Below are 26161 nucleotides of genomic sequence, written 5' to 3' on the forward strand. Positions count from 1 at the left end.
ATAAGCAGCTCCCGCGCAGCGGGAGACGCCATCCCTGTCAGCTGGGATCAGCTGGCGCGACCGCCGCCGCTACCCTGGCCGCGGCCACGGCCGCCACCGCTGTTGTTGCCGCCACCGCGACGCTGGCCCTGACCGGCACCTGCGCCTGCGCGCTGCTGGCCGTTGCCGGCGCCCTCGCGGCGGCCACCGCCGGCCTTCTTCGGGCCTGCATGGGCATGACGCGGCGCATCGCCGTGCGGACGGCGCGCGTGGGTCTTGCGCGGCACGCGCTCGCCGGTATCGGCCTCGGCCTTGCCCGGAGCACTGTTGCCCCAGCGGATCGGCGTCTGCAGCTCGAAGCCCGGCACATCGCGGATGTCCATGTCACGGCCGAGCAGGCGCACGATCGCGCGCAACAGCTTCACTTCATCCTGCGCCACCAGCGAAATCGCTTCACCGGTCGCACCGTTGCGGCCGGTACGGCCAATGCGGTGCACGTAGTCTTCGGCCACCATCGGCAGATCGAAGTTGATCACCTTCGGCAGCTCGTTGATGTCGATGCCGCGCGCGGCGATATCGGTGGCCACCAGCACGGTGACACGGCCAGCCTTGAAGTCGCCGAGCGCACGCAGGCGCTGGCCCTGGCTCTTGTTGCCGTGGATCGCCGCGGTCTTGATGCCGGACTTTTCCAGGAACGCGGCCAGCTTGTCGCTGCCGTGCTTGGTGCGGGCAAACACCAGGGTCTGCTCGCGGCTGTCCTGCGCCAGCAGGTGCAGCAGCAGGTCGCGCTTGCGGCTGCCATCGACCGGATGCACCTTGTGGGTGATGGTCTCGGCGACGGTGTTCTTCGGCGTGACCTGGATCTGTTCCGGGTTGCGCATGAATTCCAGCGCCAACTGGCGGATGTTGTCCTCGAAGGTGGCCGAGAACAGCAGGGTCTGGCGGTTCTGCTTGGGCAGCTTGGCCAGGATGCGCTTGATCGAGGGCAGGAAGCCCATGTCCAGCATGCGGTCGGCTTCGTCCAGCACCAGCAGTTCAATGCCGGACAGGTCGATGCTGCGACGCTCCAGGTGGTCGATCAGGCGGCCCGGGCACGCCACCAGCAGATCCACGCCGCGACGCAGGATGTCCAGCTGGTTGCCCATGCCGACACCGCCGTAGATGCAGGCGCTGGGGATGCGCAGGTACTTGCTGTAACCGCGCAGGCTGTCATGCACCTGGGTGGCCAGTTCGCGGGTCGGTGCCAGGATCAGCGCGCGCGGCTTGCGCGGGCCGGTGCGCACTTCCTGCGAAGCGGTGCCCAGGTGCTGCAGCAGCGGCAGGCCGAACGCGGCGGTCTTGCCGGTACCGGTCTGTGCGCCGGCCAGCAGGTCGCGACCGGCCAGCACCAGCGGGATCGCCTGCTGCTGGATCGGGGTCGGGGTTTCGTAGCCCTGCTCGGCGAGCGCACGCAGCAGGAAGGGCGCAAGGCCCAGGGATTCAAAAGACATCGAGATTGCTCCAAGTACAGTTAACGCCTGTCCGAACGGACAGACGGGGGCAGATCAAACTGATCGGCTGACTCGGAGCGTTCCCGTGAACCGCGCTGCGAGAATTGGGTGCAGCCAACGCGAAGCGCAGGCTGGAATGCGTGACGAACGGCGTCGGAGTGGGGGCGGGCGATGGGGCGAACCCCGGTCGCCGGCGATCCCGGAGGGAAACGGACGGCCGCTGCAGACCCGCATAGTCTAACGGAAGGATGAGACCTGACGCAAAACAGGCTGTTCAGGTTGGGGGTTCGGCAGGGCTGCGCCCTGCACCCGCCGAATCGACGGCAATGGCAACAGCAACAGCAACAGCAACWGCAACWGCAACRGCAACRGCAACRGCAACAGCAACAGCGKGCATWCCGTGGGATGGCGGGGTGGGTCCGGTTGCGGGGGACGCCGTAAACCCATCCMTGGGGGCTTGGCCGCGGCATCCATGCCGCGGACACCCCCGCAGTAGATCCACGCCATGCGTGGATGCTCTTCGTTCAATTGTCGAAATATTCGATTTCGTTGGAAATTCATCCACGCATGGCGTGGATCTACCACCGTCATCGGGAAACTGTCGAGGGCGGGGCGGTATGGGGCTGCAGGACCGTTGGCGCCATGGATGGCGCCATCGAGCCCCCATGGATGGGTTTACGGCGTGTCCTGCAGCCCCAYACCGCCCCGCCCAACCCRCAGAAAACCCAGAGCCGGCTGTTGCAGTTGCTTTCGCGGCTGCCTTGGCCTTGGCCGTTGCCTCTGCACGTGCAGGGTGCAACCCTGCCGCCCCCCTCCTGCGGTAGGGTGAGGCGATGCCGCGCTGCAGCTTGGCTACGCTGCTTATTTGATTACACTTGAAACTTGTTTGCCCACGACTCCGGACACCCACCATGAAGCTTGGTTCCTTGAAGGAAGGCGGCCGCGACGGCACCCTGATCGTCGTCTCGCGTGACCTGCGCCACGGCGTGCGCGCCACCGGCATCGCCGCCACCCTGCAGTTGGCCCTGGAGGACTGGAGCCATCTGGCCCCGCGTCTGAATGCGCTGTATGAGTCGCTCAATGCCGGTGACGCCGATGGCGTGTTCGACTTGGACCCGCAGGCCCTGGCTGCGCCGATGCCGCGCGCCTATGAATTCGTTGATGGCAGCGCCTACCTGCCACACGTCGAGCGCGTACGTCGCGCCCGCGGCGCCGAGGTGCCGGAGAGCTTCTACAGTGATCCGCTGATGTACCAGGCCACCAGCGCCGGTTTCCATGGCCCGCGCGATGCGGTCAAGGTGGTCAGCGAGGACTACGGCATCGACCTGGAAGCGGAGATCGTGGTGATCACCGACGACGTGCCGATGGCCGCCACGCCGGAGCAGGCCGCCGGCCACATCCAGCTGATCGGCCTGGTCAACGACGTCTCGCTGCGCAACCTGATCCCGGGCGAACTGGCCAAGGGCTTCGGCTTCCTGCAGTCCAAGCCGCGCTCGGCGTTGTCGCCGGTGTTCGTCACTCCCGACGAGCTGGGCGCTGCCTGGCAGGACAGCAAGGTGCACCTGCCGCTGCTGACCCACATCAACGGGACGTGGTTCGGTGCGCCGGAAGCGGGTGTCGACATGCAGTTCAACTTCGCCCAGCTGGTCGCGCACGCGGCGAAGACGCGGCCGCTCAGTGCCGGCACCATCGTCGGCTCGGGCACCATCGCCAACGAAGACACCAGCAAGGGGGCTTCGTGCTTCGCCGAACAGCGCGTGGTGGAAACCCTGCGCGACGGCAAGCCGAGCACGCCGTTCATGTCCTTCGGCGACGTGGTGCGCATCGAGATGCTCGATGCCGCCGGCAACAGCATCTTCGGTGCGATCGAGCAGCGCATCGAACAGGCGGCCAAGCCCTGAGCATGGAGGCGGCGATGGAGATTCCGGTCGACGACGGCATCATGCTGTACACCTACTGGCGATCCAGCGCCGCCTACCGCGTGCGCATCGGCCTGGCCTTGAAAGGCCTGGCCTTCGAAGCACGACCGGTGCATCTGGTGCGCGAGGGCGGCGAGCAGCACCATGACGCCTATCGCGGGCTCAACCCGCAGCAGCTGGTGCCCACGCTGCTGCATGACGGCCACGTGCTGACCCAGTCGCTGGCGATCCTGGAGTATCTGGAAGAGCGGTTCCCGCAGGTGCCGCTGCTGCCGGCCGACGCCGCTGGCCGCGCACGGGTGCGGGCAGCGGCGCAGCTGGTAGCCTGCGACATCCACCCGATCAACAACCTGCGGGTGATGCAGTACCTCGAGCGCGATCTGCAGCTGCCCGCCGATGCACGCACGCAGTGGACCCTGCACTGGATGGCCGAGGGCTTCGCCGCGATGGAAACGATGCTGGCCGACAGTGCTGACACCGGTACGTTCTGCCACGGTGACCGTCCGGGTCTGGCCGACATCTGCCTGTTGCCGCAGCTGTACAACGCCCATCGCTTCGGCCTGGACCTGGCGGCATACCCCACACTGCGCCGCATTGAAGCGGCCTGCCAGCAGCTGGATGCCTTCATCGCTGCACGCCCCGAAAACCAGGTCGACGCCGCCTGACGTCCCGCTGTGCTCGCCGGGCATGGCCTGGCGCTACCGGTCTCCGGCGCGCGGTAGCGCCGGGCCATGCCCGGTGGGCGCGGAGTTGGCCGCCAGCAGTTGCTGCAGGTCGTCGCGGAACAGCCGGTAGGCGTCCTCGCGCCGCGTATCATCCTTCTGCCGCAGTACCCAGGCAGGATGCACGGTGGCGTATCCCCGGGTGCCATCCTCAAGCGTGAGCCAGCGGCCACGGTCGCGCGTCAGGTTGAAATCGCGACCGAATACGGACGAGGCCGCCGTGGCGCCGAGACAGACGATCACCTGCGGCTTCACCCGTGCGATCTCGCCCTGCAGCCACGGCCGGCAGGCATGCACATGGCGGCTCTCAGGGCGCTTATGCAGGCGCACCTTGCCTCGGCGCTCGTGATGGAAGTGCTTCACCGCGTTGGTCAGGTACAGGGCGCTGCGTTCGATGCCCAGCTCCTGCAGCGCACGGTCCAGCAGCTTGCCCGCCGGCCCGGCGAAGGGGCGACCACTCAGGTCCTCGACATCACCGGGCTGTTCGCCCACCAGCATGATGCGTGCATCGGCACGACCTTCACCGAACACGGTCTGGGTCGACGCTTCCCACAGCGGGCACTGCCGACAGACGGCGGCCTGCTGGCGCAACGCCTGCAGGCTGCCATTGTCCGCAGCGGCATCGGTTGCATCATTCGGCCGTGCGGGAATACGTCGCTGCGGTGCCTGTGCCGGTCGATCATGCATCTCCTGCACGCGGCCGGCTGCGTCGCGCACAAGGCCCGGCAACAGGTGCGCTTCGGGAAGATGCTTCCAGTAACGGGCGGGCATTTCCTGCTGCATCATCCGCGTGTTGAGCCGGGCCGGATTGAAGATGCTGGCGTAATAGGTCTGCCACAGCGTCTCACGGGCGTCTTCGGCGGGTGCATCGCGACGGCTGCCGCCATCACCGAACGAGAGCGCGCTGCCATCCCAGCGGACACTGCGCGCGGGGGTCAGGATCGCCCAGCGCATGCCGGCAAAACGGCGGGCGAAAAACGGCGCGACCCGGTCGACGATGTTGTGATCGGGCTCGAACCAGGCGATGAACGCGTCGGTCTCGCCGGGCACCTCCCGGAAGCGCACGAAGGCCTTCATCTTGTGCGTGTCGCGGCGCACCGCCTGCGCCAGCGCCATCAACCGCAGCACATCGGCGTCGGCCGGATTGGACAGCACCGTGCGTTCGCCATGCGCGATGCGCCACAGCAGGCGGTACAGCAGCGGCAGGCGCTGCGGATCGCGATGGCATAGGCAGGTAGCGGCCAGTTCGACAAAGTCGCGCGGCACGTTCGGGACGGTGGCGCCGTCGGGCAGTGGCGCCTGCTGCACCGCCGGCGCGTCCAGCAGCGACGCTTCGGTACCCGTGATCCAGTCCAGCTGTTCCGGCAGCACGCGGCGCAGCAAGGCCTCACGCGCCGCACCGCGCCAGGCATCCAGCGACCACGGCGGGTCTACGCGCAGCGACCAGCGCTGCAGCTCAGGCAGCGGGCGCGGCATCGAACAGCGAGCCCTGGCGGGGTGGTGGCGCCAGCTTCGCGCGCAGCACCGCCGGATCATCCAGCGCACTGCGCGGATGGTGGTCGGCCAGCTGCACGAACGGCAGCAGTTTGCTCATCGGCGCCTTCAGTCGTGCAACGTCGGCCACCCGCAGGCGACCGTGGCGGCGTGCCATCAATACGCGCTTGACGTTGCGCACTCCCAGGCCTGGCACCCGCAGCAGCAGCTCCTTCGGCGCAAGGTTCAGGTCCACCGGGAAGCGTTCGGGATGGCGGATCGCCCAGGCCATCTTCGGATCGATGTCCAGATCCAGCATGCCACCCTGGGTGGTGTCGGTGATCTCCTCCACGCCGTAGCCGTAGAAGCGCAGCAGCCAGTCGGCCTGGTACAGCCGGTGCTCGCGCTGCAGCGGAGGCGGCTGCAGCGGCAGCTGGCGGCTCGCATCGGGAATCGGGCTGAAGGCGGAGTAGTACACCCGGCGCATGCGGTAGTTGCCGTAGAGGCTGTCGGCACTGGTCAGGATCTGCTGGTCGCTGGCACCGTCGGCGCCGACGATCATCTGCGTGCTCTGCCCGGCGGGTGCAAAGCGGGGAGGGCGAGGACGCGCGCCGCGGCTGGAAACCGGTGCGATCACTGCCGGCGCCTTGCGGGCCTCCTTGGCTTCTTCGATGCGCCAGCGCAGTTCGCCCATCGCGCCGCGGATCGATGTGCTGGTCTTTTCCGGTGCGAGGGTGGCCAGGCCCGCCTCGGTGGGCAGTTCGACATTGATCGACAGGCGATCGGCGTAACGACCCGCAGCGGCCAGAAGTTCTGGCGATGCCTCGGGGATCGTTTTCAGGTGGATGTACCCGGCGTATCGGTGCTCCTCGCGCAGTCGACGTGCCACCTCCACCATGCGCTCCATCGTGTAGTCCGCGTTGCGGATGATGCCGCTGGAAAGAAACAGCCCTTCGATGTAATTGCGCTTGTAGAAGTCCAGTGTGAGCGTGACCACCTCGTCCACGCTGAAACGCGCGCGCGGCACGTTGCTGGACACCCGGTTCACGCAATAGGCGCAGTCGTACACGCAGAAGTTGGTCAGCAGGATCTTCAGCAGCGACACGCAGCGGCCATCGGGCGTGTAGCTGTGGCAGATGCCCATGCCCTCGGTACTGCCGATGCCGCCGGAGGCGCGCGAATCGCGCTTGCCCGCACCACTGGAGGCGCAGGAGGCATCGTACTTGGCGGCATCTGCAAGGATGGCCAGCTTGCGTATGGTTTCCATTGAAGAAACCTACGCACGAGGGGTCTCATTGGATGAGACCGCCCCTTAACCCTTCAGGATTCCGCCGGGCATGGACCGGCTCTACCACCACGCGTCCGGTAGCGCCGGGCCATGCCCGGCGGGCGCGCCGTCAGAACCCGTGGGTAATGCTCGGCGCGCCGGCCGAGAAGTCCGCATACGGATCATGCTCGCCGCTGCCTCCTTCGGACAGGCGGAACTTCAGCGCCAGGCCATCGCGCGAGTCGGCCGCGCGCAGGGCTTCTTCCTGATCGATGGTGCCGTTCTTGGCCAACCGGAACAGGCACTGGTCGAAGCTCTCCATGCCTTCTTCCAGCGAAGCCTCCATCGCCGCCTTGATCTCGTGTACCTGGCCGCGACGCAGCAGGTCGCGGATCATCGGCGTGTTGATCAGTACTTCGGTGGCCGGCAGGCGGCGCCCCTCCTTGTTCTTCACCAGGCGCTGGCTGATCACCGCACGCAGGTTCAGCGCCAGGTTCATCAGCACGTTCTTGTGCGCGCTTTCCGGGAAGAAGTTGAGGATGCGCTCGATGGTCTGGTCGGCGTTGTTGGAGTGCAGGGTGGCCAGGCACAGGTGCCCGGTTTCGGCGAAGGCGATCGCCGCCTCCATCGTTTCGGCATCCAGGATCTCGCCGATCAGGATCACGTCCGGCGCTTCACGCATCGCGTTCTTCAGCGCATTGTGGAAGGCATGGGTATCGAGCCCGACCTCGCGCTGGTTGACGATGGACATCTTGTGCTTGTGCAGGTACTCGATCGGGTCCTCGATGGTGAGGATGTGACCGGTGGTGGTGCTGTTGCGATGGTCGATCATCGACGCCAGCGAGGTGGACTTGCCCGAGCCGGTGGACCCCACCACCAGCACCAGCCCACGCGGGGTCATGATGACGTCTTTCAGCACCTGCGGCAGGTTGAGCTCTTCGATGCTCGGAATCCGGCTGCGGATGGCGCGGATGACCATGCCCACTTCACCGCGCTGCTTGAACACGTTGACGCGGAAACGCCCGGCATCGGCCAGGGCGATGGCCATGTTGAGTTCCAGCTCGCGCTCGAACTGCGGCACCTGGCCCTCGTCCATCAGCGAGTAGGCGATCTTCTTCACCATTCCCGGCGGCAGGCCGGTATTGCCGAGCGGATACAGCTTGCCCTCGATCTTGATGTACACCGGCGCGCCGGTGGTCAAGAACATGTCCGAAGCGTTCTTTTCGGTCATCAGCTTCAGGAAGTAGCCGATATCCATTGCGAATTTTCCCCAACGAAACTGCCGGTGCCCGTTGCAAGCACGGTACCGGCTTGACGACAATGGCCGCGAACCGACAACCGGTACGGCCTCCCCAATGAAACGACTTAGCTTCGCACGAATGCGCCACAGCCTGTATGTGATGGCGTTTGCATTCGCACTCTCTGCTCCCGCCTGGGCGCAGGATGGCGCGTTGGAACTGGCCCAGGCCCGGCAGGCGGTGGACAAGGCCACCCAGGCCGACGCCGACCAGTACGCCCCGGACCTGATCGGGTTGGCCCGCCAGGGGCTGGAGCAGGCCCAGCGTGCCGCCGGCGACCGCCGCGAGCGCAAGAACGCACCGGCGCTGGCCCTGCGTGCCACCGTTGACGCCGATCTGGCCCGTGCCCGCAGCGAGGAAGCCACGGCGACCGCACAGCTGCAGCTGCGCCGCAACGAGGTCAACCAGCTGCAGCGCCAGTTGTCGACCGGGGAGGACCGCCGATGAAGACGATTTCCGCGCTGACCCTGGCTACGCTGCTGGCCCTGCCGACGCTGGCACTGGCCGCTGACAACCCGATGGTGGGCCAGCTGAGCCAGCGCCTGATGGCGATCCAGGCCAATCCGGACACCGCCGAACTGGGCGCCTTCGAGCGCATGCAGGCGCAGCAGGCCATCGCCACCCTGGAAAAGGCCAAGCGCCGTGACCAGGAGCTGGCCACCTACCTGGCCGAGCGCCGGGTCGAGATCGCCGAGACCGCCGTGCGGGCTGCGCTGGCCGCGCGCGAGGTCGACCGCCTGGAGCGCACCCGCGGCGACCTGCTGATCGAGGCCAGCCGCCGCGATGCCGCCCGCGCCCGCCAGGAGGCCGAACAGCTGCGCATGCAGGCGCAGATGCAGGCAGAAGAGGCCGAACGCCTGCGCCAGGCGGCCGAGGCCGAGACCCTGGCCCGCCAGGATGCCGAGAACGCCCTGACCAGCGTGGCCGGCAAGCAGCAGCAGCGCCTCAGCTCGGCCCAGCAGAACGCGGCCAAGCTGGCCCGTGAGGAAGCCGAGCTGGTGTCCGGGCAGAAACTGCCGGGCTCGAAGTTCGATGGCCGCGGCGAGGTCTTCACCTTTGCCGGTGACGCGTTTGCGGCCGGGGCCTCGAGCCTGTCCGGTGGCGCCCGCAACCAGGCCAAGGCCCTGGCCGAGTACGTGAACATCGGCAAGAAGGGCAGGATCCGCATCGAAGCCTATGACAGCGCCAATGGCGTCGGCCAGAAGCGCGCCGAGGCACTGCGCGACGCGCTGGTGTCGGCCGGTGTCGCCAGCAGCCGTATCCAGGTTGCTGGGAAGAAGGCCGCCTCCACCCGGGCCCGCTCGGCCGAGGTCGTCATCGCGCCGTAATTGATTGATATTGTTTGTTTTTCGTTGTGTTGAGTATTCAGCCTGAACCCCGCCTCGGCGGGGTTCGGTCTTTTTGCCGCAGGGGCTTGAACCCCGTCCAGAGCAAGCGTAGGGTCAATTGTCCGGGACGCAATAACGCGGACCGGACGATGGGAGGGCCGGGCCGATGCAAGCAGGGCGCGAACCGCAGCAGATCGAAGTGCGCAGGCCAGTGCCGCACGTCGTTGTGGGCACCCATGTGGGCATCGACCGGCACTCCTCCATGAACAACGCCCCGTGCCTTGCGGCCGGGGCGTTCGTGTATCTGTCGAAGGAGGTCCATCATGTTTGAAGATCAGCCCCAGAGCGAGATCGACGCCCGTCGCGCGCGCGATCCGGAGTTCCGGGCACTCCATGACCAGCACCGCAAGTTGAACAAGAAGTGCATGGATGCGGAGTTGGGTGTACTCCCGATCGATGATGTCACCCTGGGTCGAATGAAGCGCGAGAAGCTGCTGGCCAAGCAACGCCTTCTGCGAATGTACGAAACACCGCTCGCAACCTCGTCCCCCACGCATTGACGCACCCCTGTCGTGCCCGGAATGGCATGACCTGGCCATCGATGGCCCTGCCAGGCTCTCCTGACCTGGCAACGCGGCGCCGCTGAACGCAGGCGTCGCGCCAAGGCACCACACGCGGTGGTGCCTTGGCCCGCAGGCACGTCCCCCGATGCGGGCGGTACCGGTCTCCTCGTCGATCCGGGGCCGTCCGCATCCCCTTGGGCTGCCAGCCGAGCTGGTGGGTGCCGACCGTGGGTCAGCACGCCTCCCGCCGGGCATGGCCCGGCGCTATAGAAACGGCTCCTGACTTTCGTCGCCATCCATCGGATAATCACCGGTCCGGCCCTGTGTGGCGCGAACCGAAGTCCCCCGAATGCCCATCCATTCTTCCGTCCTCGAACTCATCGGCCAGACCCCTATCGTCAAGGCCCAGCGCCTGGATGCTGGCGTCTGCGAGCTCTACCTGAAGCTCGAAAGCGCCAACCCGGGCGGATCGATCAAGGATCGCATCGGCCTGTCGATGATCGAAGCGGCAGAGAAGCGCGGCGACCTGAAGCCCGGCGCCACCCTGGTGGAAGGCACCGCCGGCAATACCGGCCTGGGCCTGGCGCTGGTGGCCCAGCAGAAGGGCTACAAGCTGATCCTGGTGGTCCCGGACAAGATGAGCCGGGAAAAGATCTTCAACCTGAAGGCGATGGGTGCCGAAGTGCGCCTGACCCGCTCGGACGTGGCCAAGGGCCACCCGGAGTACTACCAGGACCTGGCCAAGACCATCGCCGAGCAGACCCCAGGCGCCTACTTCGTCAACCAGTTCGGCAACCCGGACAACCCGGCCGCGCATGAATTCGGCACCGGCCCGGAGATCCTCGAGCAGATGGATGGCGATCTGGATGCCATCGTGTTCGGCTGCGGCAGCTCCGGCACCATGACCGGCCTCTCGCGCGCCTTCGCCACGCTGTCGCCGAAGACCGAGCTGGTGCTGGCCGACCCGGTCGGCTCCATCCTGGCCGAGTACATCAACGACGGCGTGCTCAACGACAAGTCGGGCAGCTGGCTGGTGGAAGGCATCGGCGAGGATTTCCTGCCCTCGATCTCCGATTTCAGCCGTGTGAAGAAGGCCTACGCCATCACCGATGCGGAGAGCTTCCATACCGCGCGTGAGCTGCTGGGCAAGGAGGGCATCCTCGGTGGCTCCTCGACCGGCACCCTGCTGGCGGCGGCGCTGAAGTACTGCAAGGAGCAGACCACGCCGAAGAAGGTGCTGGTGCTGGTCTGCGACACCGGCAACAAGTACCTGTCGAAGATGTACAACGACTACTGGATGCTGGACAACGGCTTCCTTGAGCGCCCGCAGCACGGTGACCTGCGCGACCTGATCCTGCGCCCGTACGGCCAGCGCGACACCGTCGTGATCGGCCCGAACGACCTGCTGACCACCGCCTATCAGCGCATGAAGCTGTATGACGTGTCGCAGCTGCCGGTGCTGGACGGTGACCAGCTGGTCGGCATCGTCGACGAAAGCGACGTGCTGCTGCACGTCTACGGCGACGAAGCACGCTTCCGTGACCCGGTGGCCACCGCGATGGTCAGCAAGCTGGATCGCCTGGATGTGAAATCGCCGATCGAGGCGCTGCTGCCGGTGTTCGACCGCGGCCAGGTGGCCATCGTGATGGACGGTGACACCTTCCTCGGCCTGATCACCCGCATCGACCTGCTGAATTACCTGCGTCGGCGCGTTCAGTAAGGCGTTTATCGCCGCAGATCGCTGCTGAATCCCGGTTTATCCGCGTCAAAGCTCGTTAAGGCCGCGCTGATAGACTCCCGCTCCTTCGACGGCGCCGGTCATCGGCGCCAATCAGGAAACGACATGTCCAACGCTTCTTCCCCGGACCGCGCGCTGGCGCTGGCCACCCTGGCCATCCATGGCGGCCAGTCGCCCGACCCGAGCACCGGCGCGGTGATGCCGCCGATCTACGCCACCTCGACCTATGCGCAGTCCAGCCCGGGCGAGCACCAGGGCTTCGAGTACTCGCGTACCCACAACCCGACCCGCTTCGCCTACGAGCGTTGCGTGGCCTCGCTGGAAGGTGGCACCCGTGGCTTCGCCTTCGCCTCGGGCATGGCCGCCAGCTCCACCGTGATCGAGCTGCTGGATGCCGGCAGCCACGTGGTGGCGATGGACGACATCTATGGCGGCAGCTTCCGCCTGTTCGAGCGCGTGCGTCGCCGCACCGCTGCGCTGGACTTCAGCTTCGTCGACCTGACCGATCTGGCCGCCTTCGAAGCGGCGATCACGCCGAAGACCAAGATGGTCTGGATCGAGACCCCGACCAATCCGATGCTGAAGATCGTGGACATCGCCGCGGTCGCCGCCATCGCCAAGCGCCATGGCCTGATCGTAGTGGTCGACAACACCTTCGCCTCGCCGATGCTGCAGCGTCCGCTGGAGCTGGGGGCGGACCTGGTGCTGCATTCGGCCACCAAGTACCTCAACGGCCATTCGGACATGGTCGGTGGCATGGTCGTGGTCGGCGACAACGCCGAACTGGCCGAGCAGATGGCCTTCCTGCAGAACTCCATCGGTGGCGTGCAGGGCCCGTTCGACAGCTTCCTGGCCCTGCGCGGTCTGAAGACCCTGCCGCTGCGCATGAAGGCGCACTGCGCCAACGCGATGGCGCTCGCACAGTGGCTTGAAAAGCACCCGGCGGTGGAGAAGGTGATCTACCCGGGCCTGGCCTCGCACCCGCAGCATGAGCTGGCGGGCAAGCAGATGGCCGGCTACGGCGGCATCGTCTCGATCGTGCTGAAGGGCGGTTTCGACGCGGCCAAGCGCTTCTGCGAGAAGACCGAACTGTTCACCCTGGCCGAGTCGCTGGGCGGGGTGGAAAGCCTGGTGAACCACCCGGCGGTGATGACCCATGCGTCGATCCCGGTGGCACGCCGCGAGCAGCTGGGCATCAGTGATGCACTGGTAAGGCTGAGCGTGGGCGTTGAGGACCTGGGGGATCTGCAGGTGGATCTGGAACAGGCGCTGGCGGTCTGAATACGGCCCTGCCAGAGATGCCTTCTGTCGAAAATTCACGCCCCTCCCTGCAGGTTCGTCTGCTGGCCTGGGTGCGGGGGCAATCGCTGTTGCGATCTGCATACCGTGCCCTGCCACGTGCATGGCGGGAAGGCGCGTTGCAGCTGCTGACACGGCGTATCCGCGCGCGCACGCGCTTCCCGCGCACTGCTGCCTGGCACGGGTGGCAGCCGCGTCCGACCTCGCCGACGTCGTGCGTGCCAGCCGACACAGCGCTTCCGGGCGTGAATATCCTCGGGTACATCCACGGTCAGTTCGGCCTGGCCGAGGCCGCACGCAGCTATGCCCGCGCGCTGATCGACAATCGGGTGCCGGTGGCCCTGCGCGACATCGACCTGGACCTCCCGCACGGCTGGGATGACCGCGCGCTGGATGCCTACATCGACAATGACGTGCCGCATCCGGTCAGCATCATTTTCGTCAATCCGGATTATCTGGAACGCGCACTGCAGGACATCGGCCGGGCGCGCCTGCAGGGGCGCTACCTGATTGCCTGTTGGTTCTGGGAGTTGGAGACCATTCCTGACAGTTGGTTGCCAGCGTTGTCCCACGTGGACGAGATCCTCGTAGCCAGCGCTTTTGTCGAACAGGCCGTGAGGAAAGTCACTGACAAGCCGGTGCTGCGCATCCCGATGCCGCTTGGCACGATCGAGGACAGCGGGCTGCAGCGCGCCGATTTCGGTCTGCCGGAAACAGCCTTCATCTTCCTGGTCACGTTTGATTTCAGCTCACGCATGGAGCGCAAGAATCCTGAGGCGGCAATCCGTGCGTTCCGCGCGGCCTTCCCGCCGGAGCGTCGCGATGTCCGCCTGTTGGTCAAGAGCAGCAACGGCTACCGCTTTCCACATTGGATCAAGCGCATCTTTGAATTGGCAGAAGGCGATGACCGCATCATCATCCGCGACGATGTGATCGACCGCGCGCATCTCAATGCCCTGCAGCGCTGCTGCGATGCCTACGTGTCGCTGCATCGCGCCGAAGGCTTCGGAATGGGCCTGGCCGAGTGCATGGCCATTGGCAAGCCGGTCATCGCCACGGGCTGGTCGGGCAATATGGAATTCATGGATGCCGCGTCTGCTGCGCTGGTGGGCTTCTCCCTGGTGGCGGTGGGCGAAGGCGAGTATCCCGGTGGAGAAGGGCAGCGCTGGGCCGACGCCGACGTGGCCCAGGCGGCCGCGTTGATGCGCCGCCTGGCCGACGACCCCGCCGCCGCCGCTGCACTGGGTAGTGCTGGCCGCCAGCATGTGGAAGCAATCCTGTCCGCCCCGGTGGCGGCAGCCCGCATCATCGAACGCCTGAAGGAGCTCCGCACCACCTCGGTGCACGGCACAGCGCGTCAACAGGACAACGAAGTACGAGGCATGCAATGAAAGACATGATCCGGTCCGTGTGGGCCTACCGATACTTCATCCTTTCCTCGATCAAGAACGAGCTGAGGCTACGCTTCATTCGCAGCAAGCTGGGCGCGCTGTGGATGATCATCCACCCGCTGATGCAGGTGGTGATCTTCGCAACCATCCTGTCCGAGGTGCTGTCGGCCAAGCTGCCGGGCATCGATAACAAGTATGCCTACGCGCTTTATCTGATGGCCGGCACGCTGTGCTGGAGCATGTTCGCCGAGACAATCGGCAAGTGCGTTTCGTTGTTCGTGGACAGCGGAAACCTGATGAAGAAGATGGCCTTCCCACGGATCTGCCTGCCGTTCATCGCCGCTGGCACGATGCTGGTCAACAACATACTGCTGTTGCTGGCCATCTTCGCCGTATTTGCCGTGCTGGGTCACTACCCTGGCCCCGAAGCGATGTGGCTGCCGGTGTTGATCATGATCACGCTGCTGTTCGCCATGTCCATCGGCCTGCTGCTGGGCGTGCTCAACGTGTTCATGCGCGATATCGGGCAGGTGGTGCCGGTGGTTCTGCAGGCACTGTTCTGGCTGACCCCCATCGTCTACAACATCCGCATCCTGCCCGAAAATGTGCAGCACCTGTTCATGATGAATCCGCTGTATCCGCTGGTGAGCAGTTACCAGAACGTTCTGCTGTACGACCAGCCGCCCTTGTGGAGCGCGCTGGCCTGGTTGGTGGGCGCCTCGCTGATACTGGCCGTGGCGTCGCTTGTTGTGTTCCGTCGTGCAAGCCCTGAAATGGTGGATGCGCTATGAGTGGTGAGATGCGTGTTGAGGGCGTCGGCAAGGCGTACCGTGTCTGGGGCAGCGAATGGATGCGCGCAGCCAGCTGGTTCGGCCTGCCCACCCGCCCGCGTGAAGAGAACTGGGTCCTGCGCAATGTCTCGTTCACCATCGCCCCTGGCGAAGCGGTGGGCGTTATCGGCCAGAATGGCGCCGGCAAAAGTACCCTGCTGAAGCTGATCACCGGCACCGCACAACCCACCGAAGGGCGGGTGACACGTACCGGACGGGTCGCGGCGATCCTGGAACTGGGAATGGGCTTCAACCCGGACCTGACCGGCCGTCAGAACGCTTTCCATTCGGCCGGGCTGATGGGGTACACGCAGGACCAGATCGAAGACGCGATGCCGGGAATCGAGGCTTTTGCCGAGGTGGGCGAGTACTTCGACCAGCCGGTGCGCACCTATTCCAGCGGCATGCAGGTGCGTGTTGCCTTTGCCGTGGCTACCGCGTTTACGCCGGACCTGCTGATCGTCGACGAGGCATTGTCGGTGGGCGACAGCTACTTCCAGCACAAGAGCTTCGATCGCATGCGTCGCTTCCGTGAGGAAGGCACCTCGATCATGCTGGTCTCGCATAGCCTGGGCGACGTCAAGGCCCTCTGCGACCGCGCCATTCTGCTGGACAAGGGCACGGTACTGAAGGATGGTCAGCCTGATGAGGTGATCGACTACTACAACGCGCTGATCGCGAGGAAGGAAAACGAGCTGCTGGCGGTGGAACAAAGCCGTGGCAAGTCCGGCTGGGTGACTACGCGCAGTGGCACCGGGCAGGCGCGGGTCGGCAGTCTGCGGCTGGTCGATGCGGCCACCGGAGCGGATGTCGCTCTGGCCACAGTGGGACAGAAGCTGCGTCTGGTACTGGAGGCGGAGGTGCTCTCGGACATTCCCAGCCTCGTGCTCGGATTCATGCTCCGCGACAAGCAAGGGCATGTCGTGTGGGGCAGTAACACCTGGCACGCCCAGCAGGTCCAGAAGGACGTGCAGCAGGGCGAACGCGTGGTGTTCTCACTGGACTTCACCTGCCGCCTCGGGCCCGGGTCCTATTCGGTGTCGCCGGCGCTGGTCAGTACCGAGACCCACCTGGTGGACAATTTCGAATGGGTGGACAACCTGATTGTGTTTGATGTCATGAATGCGGGCCTGCCCTTGTTCATCGGCTCGAACTGGCTGGACGGCACCTTCGCCGTGGAGCGCTTCACCGGCAACGCGGCCGGAGCATTGGATGCATCGAACACGACAGCGGAGAAGTAATGGAGAAGTTGATTTCCTACGCGCAGAACTTTGAAGACGTCATGCTCTGGCGTGCGCTTTCGCATGTTCAGGGCGGACGTTATGTCGATGTCGGTGCGCAGAGTCCGGACGTGGATTCGGTCAGCCGCCTGTTCCACGAACACGGTTGGAACGGCGTCCATGTCGAGCCGACCCCGGCCTACGCAGGCCAGTTGCGCGAACGGCGCCCTGATGAGGTGGTGCTGCAGGTGGCGGTGTCGGACAAGCCTGGCATTCTCCGCTTTTTCGACATCCTGGAAACCGGCCTGAGCACCATGGACGAGGCGATCGCAGCGGAGCATCGCGAAGCGGGCTTCCAGGTCGGCGAAATCCGGGTTCCGGCGATCACGCTGGATGCCGTGCTTGAGCAGATTCCCGATGCTGACATCCACTGGCTGAAGATCGACGTCGAGGGAGCGGAGGCGCGGGTGGTGGACGGCTGGTCCACCTCGACCAAGCGGCCATGGGTGGTGGTCATTGAAAGCACGCGCCCGCTGAGTACCGAGCAGACCCACTTGGAGTGGGAGCCAGCCGTGCTGGCAAAGGGCTACGCGTTCGCCTACTTCGATGGGCTGAACCGGTTCTACGTCAGTCAGGAACACCCGGAGCTGATGGACGCGTTCAACTGCGGTCCCAACGTCTTTGATGACTTCAGCCTCAGCTCGTCGTCCGTGTTCTGCGCCGAAATGAACCTGGCCTACCATGCGCTGGAAGTTCACATGAACGACCAGATCGCCCAGCGCGACGCGCAGGTGGAAGAGGCAGAGGCCGAGGCGGAGGCGATGCGGCAGGAAGTGCTGGTCCGCCGCGAGGATGTGGAGCGCCTGCAGGCCGAACATGCCACCGCCATCAATGCGATGGTGCAGGCCCAGCATCGCACGCTGAACGAACACCAGCGCATGATGGAAGCGGCGACTTCCATGTCGCGTGCCGAAATCGAATCGATGAAGGGCGAGCTCGGAAAGCAGCGGATAGAGGCCAACCGGTGGTGGATCGAAGCCGAGGCGCTGCGCGCCCAGTTGCGTGAGATGGAAGCCAGCCGGTCCTGGCAGATCACCCGTCCGCTGCGTGCCGTCCGTCGCCGGATGTCTGGCGGGGTGGTAATGAGCGCCAAGCGCCTGATGCGGCCGGTGGCGACCATGGCGCTGCGGGTGGTGTTCGCCATTCCGGGCCTGCGTGAAATCCTCAAGCCGATTCTCAAGCGCATTCCCTTCGTCTACAACCGCCTGCACACCATTGCGCAGCACGAGCAGATGTTCGATGCCGTGCGTCCGCCGCCGCAGGCGATCGGCGGCCCCGAGCGCGAGGTGACGGGTTCCATGATGGACAAGCGCGCCGAGCAGGTGCTCGCCGATCTGCGCGCAGCCTGCGGACAGGGAGTCGCACGATGAGAGTAGTAATCGATCTACAGGGTGCCCAGACCGAAAGCCGCTTCCGCGGCATCGGGCGCTATTCGATGTCACTGGCGCAGGGCATGGCCCGCAATGCGGGAGACCACGAGATCTGGGTGGCCGTCAACGGTGCCTTCCCCGAAGGCATCGACGAGATCCGCGCCGGTTTCGACGGCCTGTTGCCGCCGGAGCGGATTCGTGTCTTTGACACTTACCGTGCGGTGAGCTGGACCGATGACAGCAACGTCTGGCGCCGTCGCGCGTCCGAGCTGATGTGGGAATCGGCCCTGGCCGGTCTACAGCCGGACATCGTGCATGTCTCCAGCCTGTTCGAAGGTGCCCAGGGCGGCGCGGTCACCTCCATCGGCCGGCTGCCGGGTGTGCTGCCTGCGGCCATGACCCTGTACGACCTGATTCCCCTGCTCAATCCGGAAAAGTACCTGGGTTCGGGTTGGGGCCGGGCATGGTACATGGACAAGATCGAGCACCTGAAGCGGTCGCCGTTGCTGCTTTCCATTTCCGGTCACGCCCGCGACGAAGCCATCCAGGCACTCGATCTGGATCCGGCCCGCATCGTCAACATGTCCTCGGCGATCTCGCCGCACTTCAAGCCGCTTCCGATCGGCGACGTGGAACGCGAACGGCTGATCTCGCGTTTCGGCATCCGGGGCGGCTATGTCATGTATAGCGGCGCCATGGAGCCGCGCAAGAACGCCGAGCGCCTCCTGCAGGCGTTCGCCATGCTGGGTGACGCAGTGCTTGCCAACCACCGTCTGGTGATTGCCGGCAAGATCCATGAAGCGGACATGATCCGTTTCAATGTCCTGGCCTCGCAGCTGGGCATTTCCGACCGGGTCGTCTACACCGGTTACATCACCGACGACGAGCTGATCCTGCTGTACAGCGCGGCCAGCCTGTACGTGTTCCCGTCCCTCCACGAGGGTTTCGGGCTGCCGGCGCTGGAAGCGATGGCCTGTGGCACGCCGACGATCGGCTCGGGTACCACCAGTGTTCCGGAGGTCATCGGTCGCGCCGATGCCCTGTTCGATCCCATGGACGTCGCACAGATGTCGGCGTGCATGCGCCGTGCCCTGCAGGACACTGACTTCATTGCCTCCCTGCGTGAGCACGCGCCCCAGCAAGCCGCGCGCTTCTCCTGGGACGTGACCGCAGTGACCGCGCTGACCGCGTTCGAATCGGTGGTTGCCGCCCGTCCCGCGCGCGCGCGCAGCTGGCCCGCCAGTGGCCAGGCGGTGGAGCAGAACTACCGCGATCTGATCGCCGCCATCGGGGCCATCGATGCGCCGATAGGGCCGTCCGATGCCGATCTGCACGTCGCAGCACCGGCAATCTCCTCGGCCATGCAGGCCAACCTGGCCATCGCCCGTGGTGGTGAGCTTCCCGCCCAGTTGTCCTGGCGCGTGGAAGGGCCGTTCGACAGCAGCTACAGCCTGGCGTTGGTCAATCGCAGCCTGGCCGAGGCGCTGGCCGAAAGGGGCCATCATGTCGTGCTGCATTCCACCGAAGGCCCGGGCGATTTCGCCGCGTCCCCGGCCTTCCTGGAAGCCAATCCCAGTGTTGCCCGCCTGCATGCCGGCGAGCCGGCGCTGCCGGCTGCGCAGGCCGACGTCACCAGCCGGCTGCTGTACCCACCGCGCGTGGCGGACATGCAGTCGCGCGTCAACACCCTGCATCTGTACCCGTGGGAAGAAAGTGGTTTCCCGCAGGCCTGGATGGATGATTTCAATGACAACCTGCAGGGACTCTCGTGCGTCTCCGGCCACGTACGCAAGGTCATGATCGACAACGGCGCAGCGATCCCGCTTGCCGTTTGCTGGAATGGCGTGGACCACTGGGAACGCATCGAAGCGGCGCGGCACTATCCGGTTCCCGGCAAGTCGCATCGTTTCCTGCACGTGTCATCCTGCTTCCCGCGCAAGGGCGTGGACGCGCTGCTGAAGGCCTATGGCCAGGCGTTCAGCGGCAGCGATGATGTCAGCCTGATCATCAAGACCTTCGCCAATCCGCACAACGAGGTCCAGCGCTGGCTGGCCGACGCCTCGCGCGACCACCCCGATTTCCCCGAGGTGATCATCATCGAGGGGGACATCAGCGATGCCGAGTTGAAGCAGCTGTACGCCAGCTGCCACGCTCTGGTCGCTCCCAGCCGGGCCGAAGGCTTCGGCCTGCCCATGGCCGAGGCGATGTTGATGGGCTTGCCGGTGATCACCACCGCGTGGGGCGGTCAGCTCGACTTCTGCACCCCGCAGACCGCCTGGCTGGTCGATTACTCGTTCGTCGCAGCCGACACCCATTTCAAGCTCTTCAACTCCGTATGGGCCGAGCCGGACGTCGATTCGCTGGCAGCGGCGCTGCGTGAGGTCCACCGTGCGGACCCTGCGGCCCTCAAGGCGCGGACCGGGGCCGCGCGGCAGCTGCTGATGGAGCGCTTCAAGTGGTCCGATGTGGCCGAAAAGCTGGAGCACGACGTGCGGCAGTTCGCACGTACCGGCTCCGTTCCGGCGCTGCGCACCGGGTGGGTGACCACCTGGAACACGCGCTGTGGCATTGCCACCTACTCCAGCAACCTGGTTGCCGGGCTGAGCGAACCGGTGGCCATTCTTGCGGCTGATGACAGCGACCGCACGTTCGACGACGGTGCAGAGGTCGTGCGCTGCTGGACCCGTGGTTCGGGCGATGACCTGTCGCGGCTGTCGCGTGAGATCGACCGCCTGCAGCTGCAGGCCATCGTGATCCAGTTCCAGTACGCATTCTTCGACTTCCCGCACTTCGCCCGTTTCCTTGAAGCGCAGAAGCGCGCCGGTCGGGTAGTGGTGGCGCTGCTGCATGCCACCGTCGACGCTGCGGAGAACATGGCCAAGCAGCTGCACATGCTGGCACCGGCGCTGGCCGGCTGCGACCGCGTGCTGGTGCACTCGATCGCCGACCTCAACCGGCTCAAAGCCCTGGGCGTGGAACGCAACACGGCCCTGTTCCCGCACGGGATCATGGACGCGCCCGCGATTCCGGAACGAGATACGGGTCGGTCCTTGCATATCGCCTCGTATGGCTTCTTCCTGCCACACAAGGGGCTGCAGGAGTTGATCGAGGCGGTGGCGATCATCCGCGACAAGGGCCTGGACGTCCGCCTGACGATGGTCAACGCGGAGTACCCCGATACCGTGTCGCTGGACCAGATCCGCAAGGCCGAACAGCGCATCCGCGGGCTCCGCCTTCAGGGGCACGTCCGCATGGTGACGGACTTCCTGCGTGACCAGGACAGTCTGGCGCTGCTGCAGGAGGCCGACGTTGTGGTGTTTCCATACCAGGGCACCGGTGAGTCGGCCAGCGGCGCGGTCCGCTACGGCCTGGCGGCTGGGCGCCCGGTCGCGGTCACCCCGATTCCGATCTTCGACGACGTCGGCGATATCGTGCACCGCATGCCCGGCACCACGCCGGCCGACCTGGCCAAGGGCCTGATGGCCCTGCACGCCTCGCTCGCGTCCCATGGCGAATCGGCCCAGGCTGTGCAACGCAACGCAGCGCGTTGGCGCGCCGAGCACCGCTATCCGATTCTGGCCAAACGGCTGGAGCACATTACCCGTCAGCTGGCCCAGCCAGCGACCTGATCCCTTGCGGATATCATTCCCCCTATCTGGTTGAAGAATAAAACGACATGAAAAAGGCAATCATCACCGGTATCACGGGTCAGGACGGCGCCTATCTGACCGAACTGCTGCTGGACAAGGGCTACAAGGTCTATGGCACCTACCGCCGGACCAGCTCGGTCAATTTCTGGCGATTGGATGAAGTCGGGGTTACCAACCACCCCAATCTCGAGCTGGTCGAGTACGACCTGACGGACCTGGGTACCACCATTTCGATGGTGCAGAAGATCCAGCCGGACGAGATCTACAACCTCGCCGCACAGAGTTTCGTCGGCGTCAGCTTCGAGCAGCCGACCACGACTGCGCAGATTACCGGTGTGGGCGCGCTGCACCTGCTGGAGGCAATCCGCCTGATCAATCCGAAGATCCGCTTCTACCAGGCCTCGACGTCGGAAATGTTCGGCAAGGTCCAGGCGATTCCGCAGATCGAGGAAACCCCGTTCTATCCGCGCAGTCCGTACGGCGTCGCCAAGCTGTACGCGCACTGGATCACGGTGAATTACCGCGAAAGCTACGGCATCTTCGGTTCCAGCGGCATCCTGTTCAATCATGAAAGCCCGTTGCGCGGGCGTGAGTTCGTCACGCGCAAAATCACCGACTCCGTTGCCAAGATCAAGCTCGGCCTGCTGGATTGCCTGGAACTGGGCAATCTGGACGCCAAGCGTGACTGGGGCTTTGCCAAAGAATACGTGGAAGGCATGTGGCGCATGCTGCAGGCCGATCAGCCCGATACGTTCGTGCTGGCCACCAACCGTACCGAAACCGTGCGTGACTTCGTCAGCATGGCCTTCAAGGGCGCCGGAATCGATGTCGAGTTCAAGGGCAAGGACATCGACGAAGTTGCGATCGACACCGCCAGCGGCAAAACCGTGATGCGCATCAATGCCAAGTTCCATCGCCCGGCCGAGGTTGATCTGCTGATCGGCAACCCGGAGAAGGCCGAGCGCATCCTGGGCTGGAAGCCGCAGACCTCGCTGGAACAGCTGTGCCAGATGATGGTCGAGGCCGACCTGAAGAGGAACGAGCGTGGCTTCTCCTTCTGACCTGCAGGGAAAGCGCGTCCTGGTGACGGGGGCGACCGGCTTCACCGGTCGCTATGTCGTGCAGGCATTCGCCGATGCCGGCTGCAGCGTGCTGCCGCTTGCGCGTGCCGACGGCGGCGCGGTCGACCTGCTGGACAAGACGTCGCTGCAGCAGGCGGTGGCCGCCGCCCAGGCCGACATCGTGGTCCATCTGGCTGCGATTTCGTTCGTGGCCCACGGTGACGCCGAAGAAATCTACCGCGTCAACATCGTCGGTACGCGCAATCTGCTGGAGGCGCTGGCAGCAGCGGCTCATCGTCCTTCGCATGTAGTCCTGGCCAGTAGCGCGAACATCTACGGCAACACCGAAGGCATCCTGGACGAAACCGCGGCAGCCGCCCCGGTAAACGACTATGCGGTGAGCAAGTACGCCATGGAACTGATGGCGCGCCAGTTTGCCGATGCCTTGCCGCTGACCGTGGTCCGTCCCTTCAATTACACCGGCGTGGGCCAGGCCGATCGCTTCCTGATCCCCAAGATCGTCGGACACTTCAAGCGCCGCGAGGCACGGTTGGAGCTGGGGAACCTCGATGTCTCCCGGGACTTCAACGACGTGCGCAACGTGGCCGATGCCTATGTCCGGCTGGCTGCGCTGCAGGGTGTTGGCGAGGTCTTCAACCTCTGCTCCGGCATAGAGCACACCTTGATGGACGTGATTGGCATGATGCGGGAGATCGCCGGACATTCGCCCGAGATCGTCGTCAACCCGGCCTTCGTCCGTGCCAACGAAGTGCGCACGCTGGTGGGAAACCCCGCACGCCTGCAACAGGCGGTGGGAACGGTCGAACAGCGCACCCTGCGCGAAACGCTGCACTGGATGTACGACAACGCATGATGGCGTGCTGCCGTCATGGGGAAAGGGAAAGCAACGATGCACAAACGCAATGAACCTGGCCAGGATGTCGTGGCCGATGCGATCGCGGTCGCGATCCGCGCGGGTCGGGGCCTGCTGGTAGGGCTGTTCCTGGTCAGCCTTGCTGCGCTGGTGTACTACCTGTTCAGGGGGTATATCCCCGAGTTCAACACTGATTCGGCCTTCAAAAGCCTGTTGGCGGGTGAGGTAGTCCGACAGGGTTCGTACTTCCCGTCCGACTGGAACTACGTGAATGGCGACCTGTGGGTGCTGTTCGGGCAGATCTTCATCATCCCGTTTTTGCCTTTCTTCAAGAACAGCTACACCTTGCACGCGGTTTCTGGCCTGATCTCTTCGGCAATCGTGCTCATCTCGCTGTGGTGTGCCTCTGGGATGGTGATGCGCTCGGCATGGATGCGGCTGCTTACGGTCACGATCTTTGCTGGCGGCGTGTCCTGGGTGATGGCAGAGAACCTGTTTGGTCAGGTTTCTTACGGCAACGTGCTCTACGTTGCCGTGTTCACGCTCTACTTCAGTTGGCGTTGGCTGGAGGCGACAAGCCGCCGGGCATCGGTGATCTGGGCCGTCGCATTGGTGGTGCTGGGCATCCTCGCCTTCTGGGGCAATCCGCAGCGCGCTGCTGCCTATGACATTGCACCGATGCTGGCTGCACTGCTGGCCTGGGCAATGGCACGCGGTGACCTATTCACTTGGCATCCGGGTGCTCGACGCTGGAAGCTGACGGGTGACGCGCGGCGCCTGATCATCCTGGGCGTCATGCTTTTCGGTGCTGCACTGGTCGGAACGATCCTGCATGTGGTCTCGCTGGCACAGGCGCATAGCGCCGACGGCGCGGGTTCGGCGCGCTGGCTCAGCCTTGCTTCGTTCAAGGACAACCTATGGTTCACGCTCGAAGGCATCCTGGGTGTGTTCGGGGCGTTGCCGACGGCGGGCAGGTCGGTGATGTCCCCGTGGGGAGCCTACGAAGCGCTGCGCCTGCTGTCAGTACTGGCCATGCTGGTGCTCCTGCCGTCGGTCTGCTGTGGGTTCCTGCGTGATGCCCGCCCAGGCGCGCGCATGCTTGCTGCCTTCACTGCCAGTGGGCTGTGCCTGTTCATCTTCCTGCAGGTCACCACGACCACGCCGGACATGACGGGGCCGGTCATGAGCGCACGCTACATGCTGCCCTCGCTTGTGCTGGGCCTCGTGCTGGTGCTGGGCCATGCAGAGTCACAGGGCCTGCGCACCCCGACCGGCGTGGCGTCCTGGTGCATCGCGCTGGTGCTGGCGAGCAGCCTGGTCTACCCCGGGAACTCATTCTCCCGCCTGTATCGTGGCACCCCGCCGTCGCACCATGTGCAGGCAATGGACGTGCTCAAGGCCCACGGTCTGCAGTACGGCTACGGTACCTACTGGAACTCGGGTGTCATCACGATCCTCAGTGGCGGGGATGTCCGTGTCCGCCAGATCGAATTCGACCGTGGGCTGCCCATACCCCGGTTGCACCTTGCATCGCGAAGCTGGTTCCGACCGCAGACCTGGACCGGGAAGAGTTTCCTGCTGCTGAGCAAGGAAGAGGCAGCCCAACTGGATCGGGACACGGCCTTCACCTTTACCGGCGCACCTCTTGAAGAGTTCCCTGCCGGTGACTTCGTGGTGCTGGTCTTCAAGGAAAATCTCGCCTCGACCCTGCCCAACTGGGACGTGGACAGCTCCAGCGAGCGCGCCATCAGCGACCCCTTGGGGACGCGGTCCCAGCACCAGATCGGCCGACTGGACAAGATCGAGGGGCGCCTGCAGCTTGCGGCCGACGCGGGGGAAACGGGCTTCCTTCACTATGGCCCCTACGTGACGCTGCCGGCAGGCGACTACCGTGTCGACGTCGACGTGTCTGCCCCGTCGACGGGGGAGGTGGGTTACATCGACGTGGTCGGCAACATGGGAGCTACAGTGCTTGCCAAGACCCCCATAGCCGGCCCGACCGCCGCCCCTGTCAGCCTTCGGCTCACTGCCGCGGAGGCCGTGCAGGGGGTCGAAGTGCGGGTCTTCAGCAATGGCGCGAGTGCCATGACGCTGCGATCGATCACACTTCAGCCGGTGACGGCGGCGAAGGCACTGGACTGATGGGACTGCGACGGCCTGTTCAAGCAGGCCGTCACGCAGAAGGGGAAAAATGGCCGCCGAGTCGGCTCCCGCCTTCGTGCGGTATCAAAGATGTCCGGGCGGTTTCGGCGCCCGCATCGCCCAGCGCGACAGACCGAAGGCCAATGGCAGCGTCAGCACGATGCTGATTGCCATGCCCAGCCATTCCGGCGTGTCCAGTTTCTCGATGCACAGCCGCAGGATCAGCATGCCGAGCAGGAACTGGACCACGTAGATCAAAGGGAACAGCAGGGCCGAGCGCCGTGTCATAGGCTGCTTGAACACCATCATCGCGTTCACCACATATGACAGACCAATGCCTGCGAGGTACGCGATGAAGTAGGCAAGTGCATAGCCCATCCAGTGCAGGAGCACCAGGTAGATCAGATAGCTGGCAACCGTGCTGGCGACGCGGGCAGCGATGAATTTGGCGAGTTCCAGCACGGGGCGGTCAGCGAGGCAGGGCAGG

Annotated in this window: 20 protein-coding genes; 15 read left to right on the top strand and 5 right to left on the bottom strand. The window is 65.1% G+C overall.

The genetic code is table 11. The features are described from left to right. Positions 1-47: 47 nt before the first annotated feature. Positions 48-1469 (bottom strand): DEAD/DEAH box helicase, encoded by a 1422-nt coding sequence (locus AC1DCU_RS17150; RefSeq protein ID WP_032976382.1) that lies wholly within the window; start codon positions 1467-1469, stop codon positions 48-50. A 911-nt stretch (positions 1470-2380) separates the two neighbouring features. Here AC1DCU_RS17150 and AC1DCU_RS17155 point away from each other — a divergent pair. Next, positions 2381-3370: a fumarylacetoacetate hydrolase family protein gene (locus AC1DCU_RS17155; RefSeq protein WP_025878446.1), complete on the top strand. Its 990-nt coding sequence runs from the start codon at positions 2381-2383 to the stop codon at positions 3368-3370. A gap of 14 nt (positions 3371-3384) precedes the next feature. Beyond that, on the top strand, positions 3385-4053 hold the full coding sequence (maiA, locus tag AC1DCU_RS17160; protein ID WP_032976415.1) for a maleylacetoacetate isomerase: 669 nt from the start codon (positions 3385-3387) through the stop codon (positions 4051-4053). 33 nt (positions 4054-4086) lie between these two features. On the opposite strand, the gene AC1DCU_RS17165 is transcribed toward maiA, so the two are convergent. The 3 genes from AC1DCU_RS17165 to AC1DCU_RS17175 form a co-directional block, all read right to left on the bottom strand. Next, positions 4087-5586, bottom strand: coding sequence for a UdgX family uracil-DNA binding protein (locus tag AC1DCU_RS17165; RefSeq protein WP_442251682.1), 1500 nt, complete (start codon positions 5584-5586; stop codon positions 4087-4089). Beyond that, positions 5567-6850, bottom strand: a complete 1284-nt coding sequence (locus tag AC1DCU_RS17170; RefSeq protein ID WP_442251683.1) for a putative DNA modification/repair radical SAM protein — start codon at positions 6848-6850, stop codon at positions 5567-5569. The genes AC1DCU_RS17165 and AC1DCU_RS17170 overlap by 20 nt, the downstream gene beginning before the upstream one ends. 130 nt (positions 6851-6980) lie before the next feature. Continuing rightward, the gene (locus AC1DCU_RS17175) at positions 6981-8108 is read right to left on the bottom strand and encodes a PilT/PilU family type 4a pilus ATPase (RefSeq protein ID WP_025878450.1); all 1128 of its coding nucleotides are present in this window, start codon (positions 8106-8108) and stop codon (positions 6981-6983) included. Between the two features lie 121 nt (positions 8109-8229). Here AC1DCU_RS17175 and AC1DCU_RS17180 point away from each other — a divergent pair, with 121 nt between their 5' ends. The 13 genes from AC1DCU_RS17180 to AC1DCU_RS17240 all read left to right on the top strand — a co-directional run bounded on the left by AC1DCU_RS17180 (position 8230) and on the right by AC1DCU_RS17240 (position 25674). After that, positions 8230-8595 (top strand): DUF4398 domain-containing protein, encoded by a 366-nt coding sequence (locus AC1DCU_RS17180; RefSeq protein ID WP_025878451.1) that lies wholly within the window; start codon positions 8230-8232, stop codon positions 8593-8595. Next, on the top strand, positions 8592-9476 hold the full coding sequence (locus tag AC1DCU_RS17185) for an OmpA family protein (RefSeq protein ID WP_025878452.1): 885 nt from the start codon (positions 8592-8594) through the stop codon (positions 9474-9476). The genes AC1DCU_RS17180 and AC1DCU_RS17185 overlap by 4 nt, the downstream gene beginning before the upstream one ends. A 323-nt stretch (positions 9477-9799) precedes the next feature. Further along, on the top strand, positions 9800-10036 hold the full coding sequence (locus AC1DCU_RS17190; protein WP_025878453.1) for an HP1242/YdcH family protein: 237 nt from the start codon (positions 9800-9802) through the stop codon (positions 10034-10036). A 352-nt stretch (positions 10037-10388) separates the two neighbouring features. Beyond that, the gene (locus AC1DCU_RS17195; RefSeq protein ID WP_025878454.1) at positions 10389-11759 is read left to right on the top strand and encodes a pyridoxal-phosphate dependent enzyme; all 1371 of its coding nucleotides are present in this window, start codon (positions 10389-10391) and stop codon (positions 11757-11759) included. Positions 11760-11882: 123 nt separating this feature from the next. Next, the gene (locus AC1DCU_RS17200; protein WP_033830275.1) at positions 11883-13058 is read left to right on the top strand and encodes a cystathionine gamma-synthase; all 1176 of its coding nucleotides are present in this window, start codon (positions 11883-11885) and stop codon (positions 13056-13058) included. A gap of 17 nt (positions 13059-13075) precedes the next feature. Further along, positions 13076-14467 carry a glycosyltransferase gene (locus tag AC1DCU_RS17205; protein ID WP_442251685.1) on the top strand — a complete coding sequence of 464 codons (1392 nt, stop codon included), beginning with the start codon at positions 13076-13078 and terminating at the stop codon, positions 14465-14467. After that, positions 14464-15258, top strand: a complete 795-nt coding sequence (locus AC1DCU_RS17210; protein WP_180831582.1) for an ABC transporter permease — start codon at positions 14464-14466, stop codon at positions 15256-15258. The genes AC1DCU_RS17205 and AC1DCU_RS17210 overlap by 4 nt, the downstream gene beginning before the upstream one ends. Continuing rightward, complete coding sequence (locus AC1DCU_RS17215) at positions 15255-16538, top strand: ABC transporter ATP-binding protein (protein ID WP_312965114.1); 1284 nt, start codon at positions 15255-15257, stop codon at positions 16536-16538. The genes AC1DCU_RS17210 and AC1DCU_RS17215 overlap by 4 nt, the downstream gene beginning before the upstream one ends. Before the next feature lie 41 nt (positions 16539-16579). Continuing rightward, the gene (locus AC1DCU_RS17220; RefSeq protein ID WP_238492787.1) at positions 16580-17947 is read left to right on the top strand and encodes an FkbM family methyltransferase; all 1368 of its coding nucleotides are present in this window, start codon (positions 16580-16582) and stop codon (positions 17945-17947) included. Beyond that, positions 17944-21576 carry a glycosyltransferase gene (locus tag AC1DCU_RS17225; protein ID WP_442251686.1) on the top strand — a complete coding sequence of 1211 codons (3633 nt, stop codon included), beginning with the start codon at positions 17944-17946 and terminating at the stop codon, positions 21574-21576. Before AC1DCU_RS17220 ends, AC1DCU_RS17225 begins: the two co-directional genes overlap by 4 nt. Before the next feature lie 47 nt (positions 21577-21623). Then, the gene (gene gmd / locus AC1DCU_RS17230; protein ID WP_033830280.1) at positions 21624-22658 is read left to right on the top strand and encodes a GDP-mannose 4,6-dehydratase; all 1035 of its coding nucleotides are present in this window, start codon (positions 21624-21626) and stop codon (positions 22656-22658) included. Next, positions 22642-23532, top strand: a complete 891-nt coding sequence (locus AC1DCU_RS17235) for an NAD-dependent epimerase/dehydratase family protein (RefSeq protein ID WP_282280424.1) — start codon at positions 22642-22644, stop codon at positions 23530-23532. Before gmd ends, AC1DCU_RS17235 begins: the two co-directional genes overlap by 17 nt. Before the next feature lie 36 nt (positions 23533-23568). After that, the gene (locus AC1DCU_RS17240) at positions 23569-25674 is read left to right on the top strand and encodes a hypothetical protein (protein WP_033830281.1); all 2106 of its coding nucleotides are present in this window, start codon (positions 23569-23571) and stop codon (positions 25672-25674) included. Positions 25675-25758: 84 nt separating this feature from the next. On the opposite strand, the gene AC1DCU_RS17245 is transcribed toward AC1DCU_RS17240, so the two are convergent. Continuing rightward, a complete protein-coding gene (locus tag AC1DCU_RS17245; protein WP_051501545.1) occupies positions 25759-26136 on the bottom strand; it encodes a GtrA family protein in 378 nt (125 codons plus the stop codon). Positions 26137-26161: the final 25 nt, after the last annotated feature.

It is taken from the genome of Stenotrophomonas sp. 10L48, assembly GCF_056395105.1.

What these genes read in the sequence shown, in the direction of transcription:
- AC1DCU_RS17190 (WP_025878453.1), top strand. Translation starts at nt 9,800, where the DNA reads ATGTTTGAAGATCAGCCCCAGAGCGAGATCGACGCCCGTCGCGCGCGC.
- AC1DCU_RS17150 (WP_032976382.1), bottom strand. Translation starts at nt 1,469, where the DNA reads ATGTCTTTTGAATCCCTGGGCCTTGCGCCCTTCCTGCTGCGTGCGCTC.
- AC1DCU_RS17215 (WP_312965114.1), top strand. Translation starts at nt 15,255, where the DNA reads ATGAGTGGTGAGATGCGTGTTGAGGGCGTCGGCAAGGCGTACCGTGTC.
- AC1DCU_RS17165 (WP_442251682.1), bottom strand. Translation starts at nt 5,586, where the DNA reads ATGCCGCGCCCGCTGCCTGAGCTGCAGCGCTGGTCGCTGCGCGTAGAC.
- AC1DCU_RS17170 (WP_442251683.1), bottom strand. Translation starts at nt 6,850, where the DNA reads ATGGAAACCATACGCAAGCTGGCCATCCTTGCAGATGCCGCCAAGTAC.
- AC1DCU_RS17205 (WP_442251685.1), top strand. Translation starts at nt 13,076, where the DNA reads ATGCCTTCTGTCGAAAATTCACGCCCCTCCCTGCAGGTTCGTCTGCTG.
- AC1DCU_RS17180 (WP_025878451.1), top strand. Translation starts at nt 8,230, where the DNA reads ATGCGCCACAGCCTGTATGTGATGGCGTTTGCATTCGCACTCTCTGCT.
- gmd (WP_033830280.1), top strand. Translation starts at nt 21,624, where the DNA reads ATGAAAAAGGCAATCATCACCGGTATCACGGGTCAGGACGGCGCCTAT.
- AC1DCU_RS17200 (WP_033830275.1), top strand. Translation starts at nt 11,883, where the DNA reads ATGTCCAACGCTTCTTCCCCGGACCGCGCGCTGGCGCTGGCCACCCTG.
- AC1DCU_RS17225 (WP_442251686.1), top strand. Translation starts at nt 17,944, where the DNA reads ATGAGAGTAGTAATCGATCTACAGGGTGCCCAGACCGAAAGCCGCTTC.
- AC1DCU_RS17155 (WP_025878446.1), top strand. Translation starts at nt 2,381, where the DNA reads ATGAAGCTTGGTTCCTTGAAGGAAGGCGGCCGCGACGGCACCCTGATC.
- maiA (WP_032976415.1), top strand. Translation starts at nt 3,385, where the DNA reads ATGGAGATTCCGGTCGACGACGGCATCATGCTGTACACCTACTGGCGA.
- AC1DCU_RS17210 (WP_180831582.1), top strand. Translation starts at nt 14,464, where the DNA reads ATGAAAGACATGATCCGGTCCGTGTGGGCCTACCGATACTTCATCCTT.
- AC1DCU_RS17220 (WP_238492787.1), top strand. Translation starts at nt 16,580, where the DNA reads ATGCTCTGGCGTGCGCTTTCGCATGTTCAGGGCGGACGTTATGTCGAT.
- AC1DCU_RS17240 (WP_033830281.1), top strand. Translation starts at nt 23,569, where the DNA reads ATGCACAAACGCAATGAACCTGGCCAGGATGTCGTGGCCGATGCGATC.
- AC1DCU_RS17195 (WP_025878454.1), top strand. Translation starts at nt 10,389, where the DNA reads ATGCCCATCCATTCTTCCGTCCTCGAACTCATCGGCCAGACCCCTATC.
- AC1DCU_RS17175 (WP_025878450.1), bottom strand. Translation starts at nt 8,108, where the DNA reads ATGGATATCGGCTACTTCCTGAAGCTGATGACCGAAAAGAACGCTTCG.
- AC1DCU_RS17185 (WP_025878452.1), top strand. Translation starts at nt 8,592, where the DNA reads ATGAAGACGATTTCCGCGCTGACCCTGGCTACGCTGCTGGCCCTGCCG.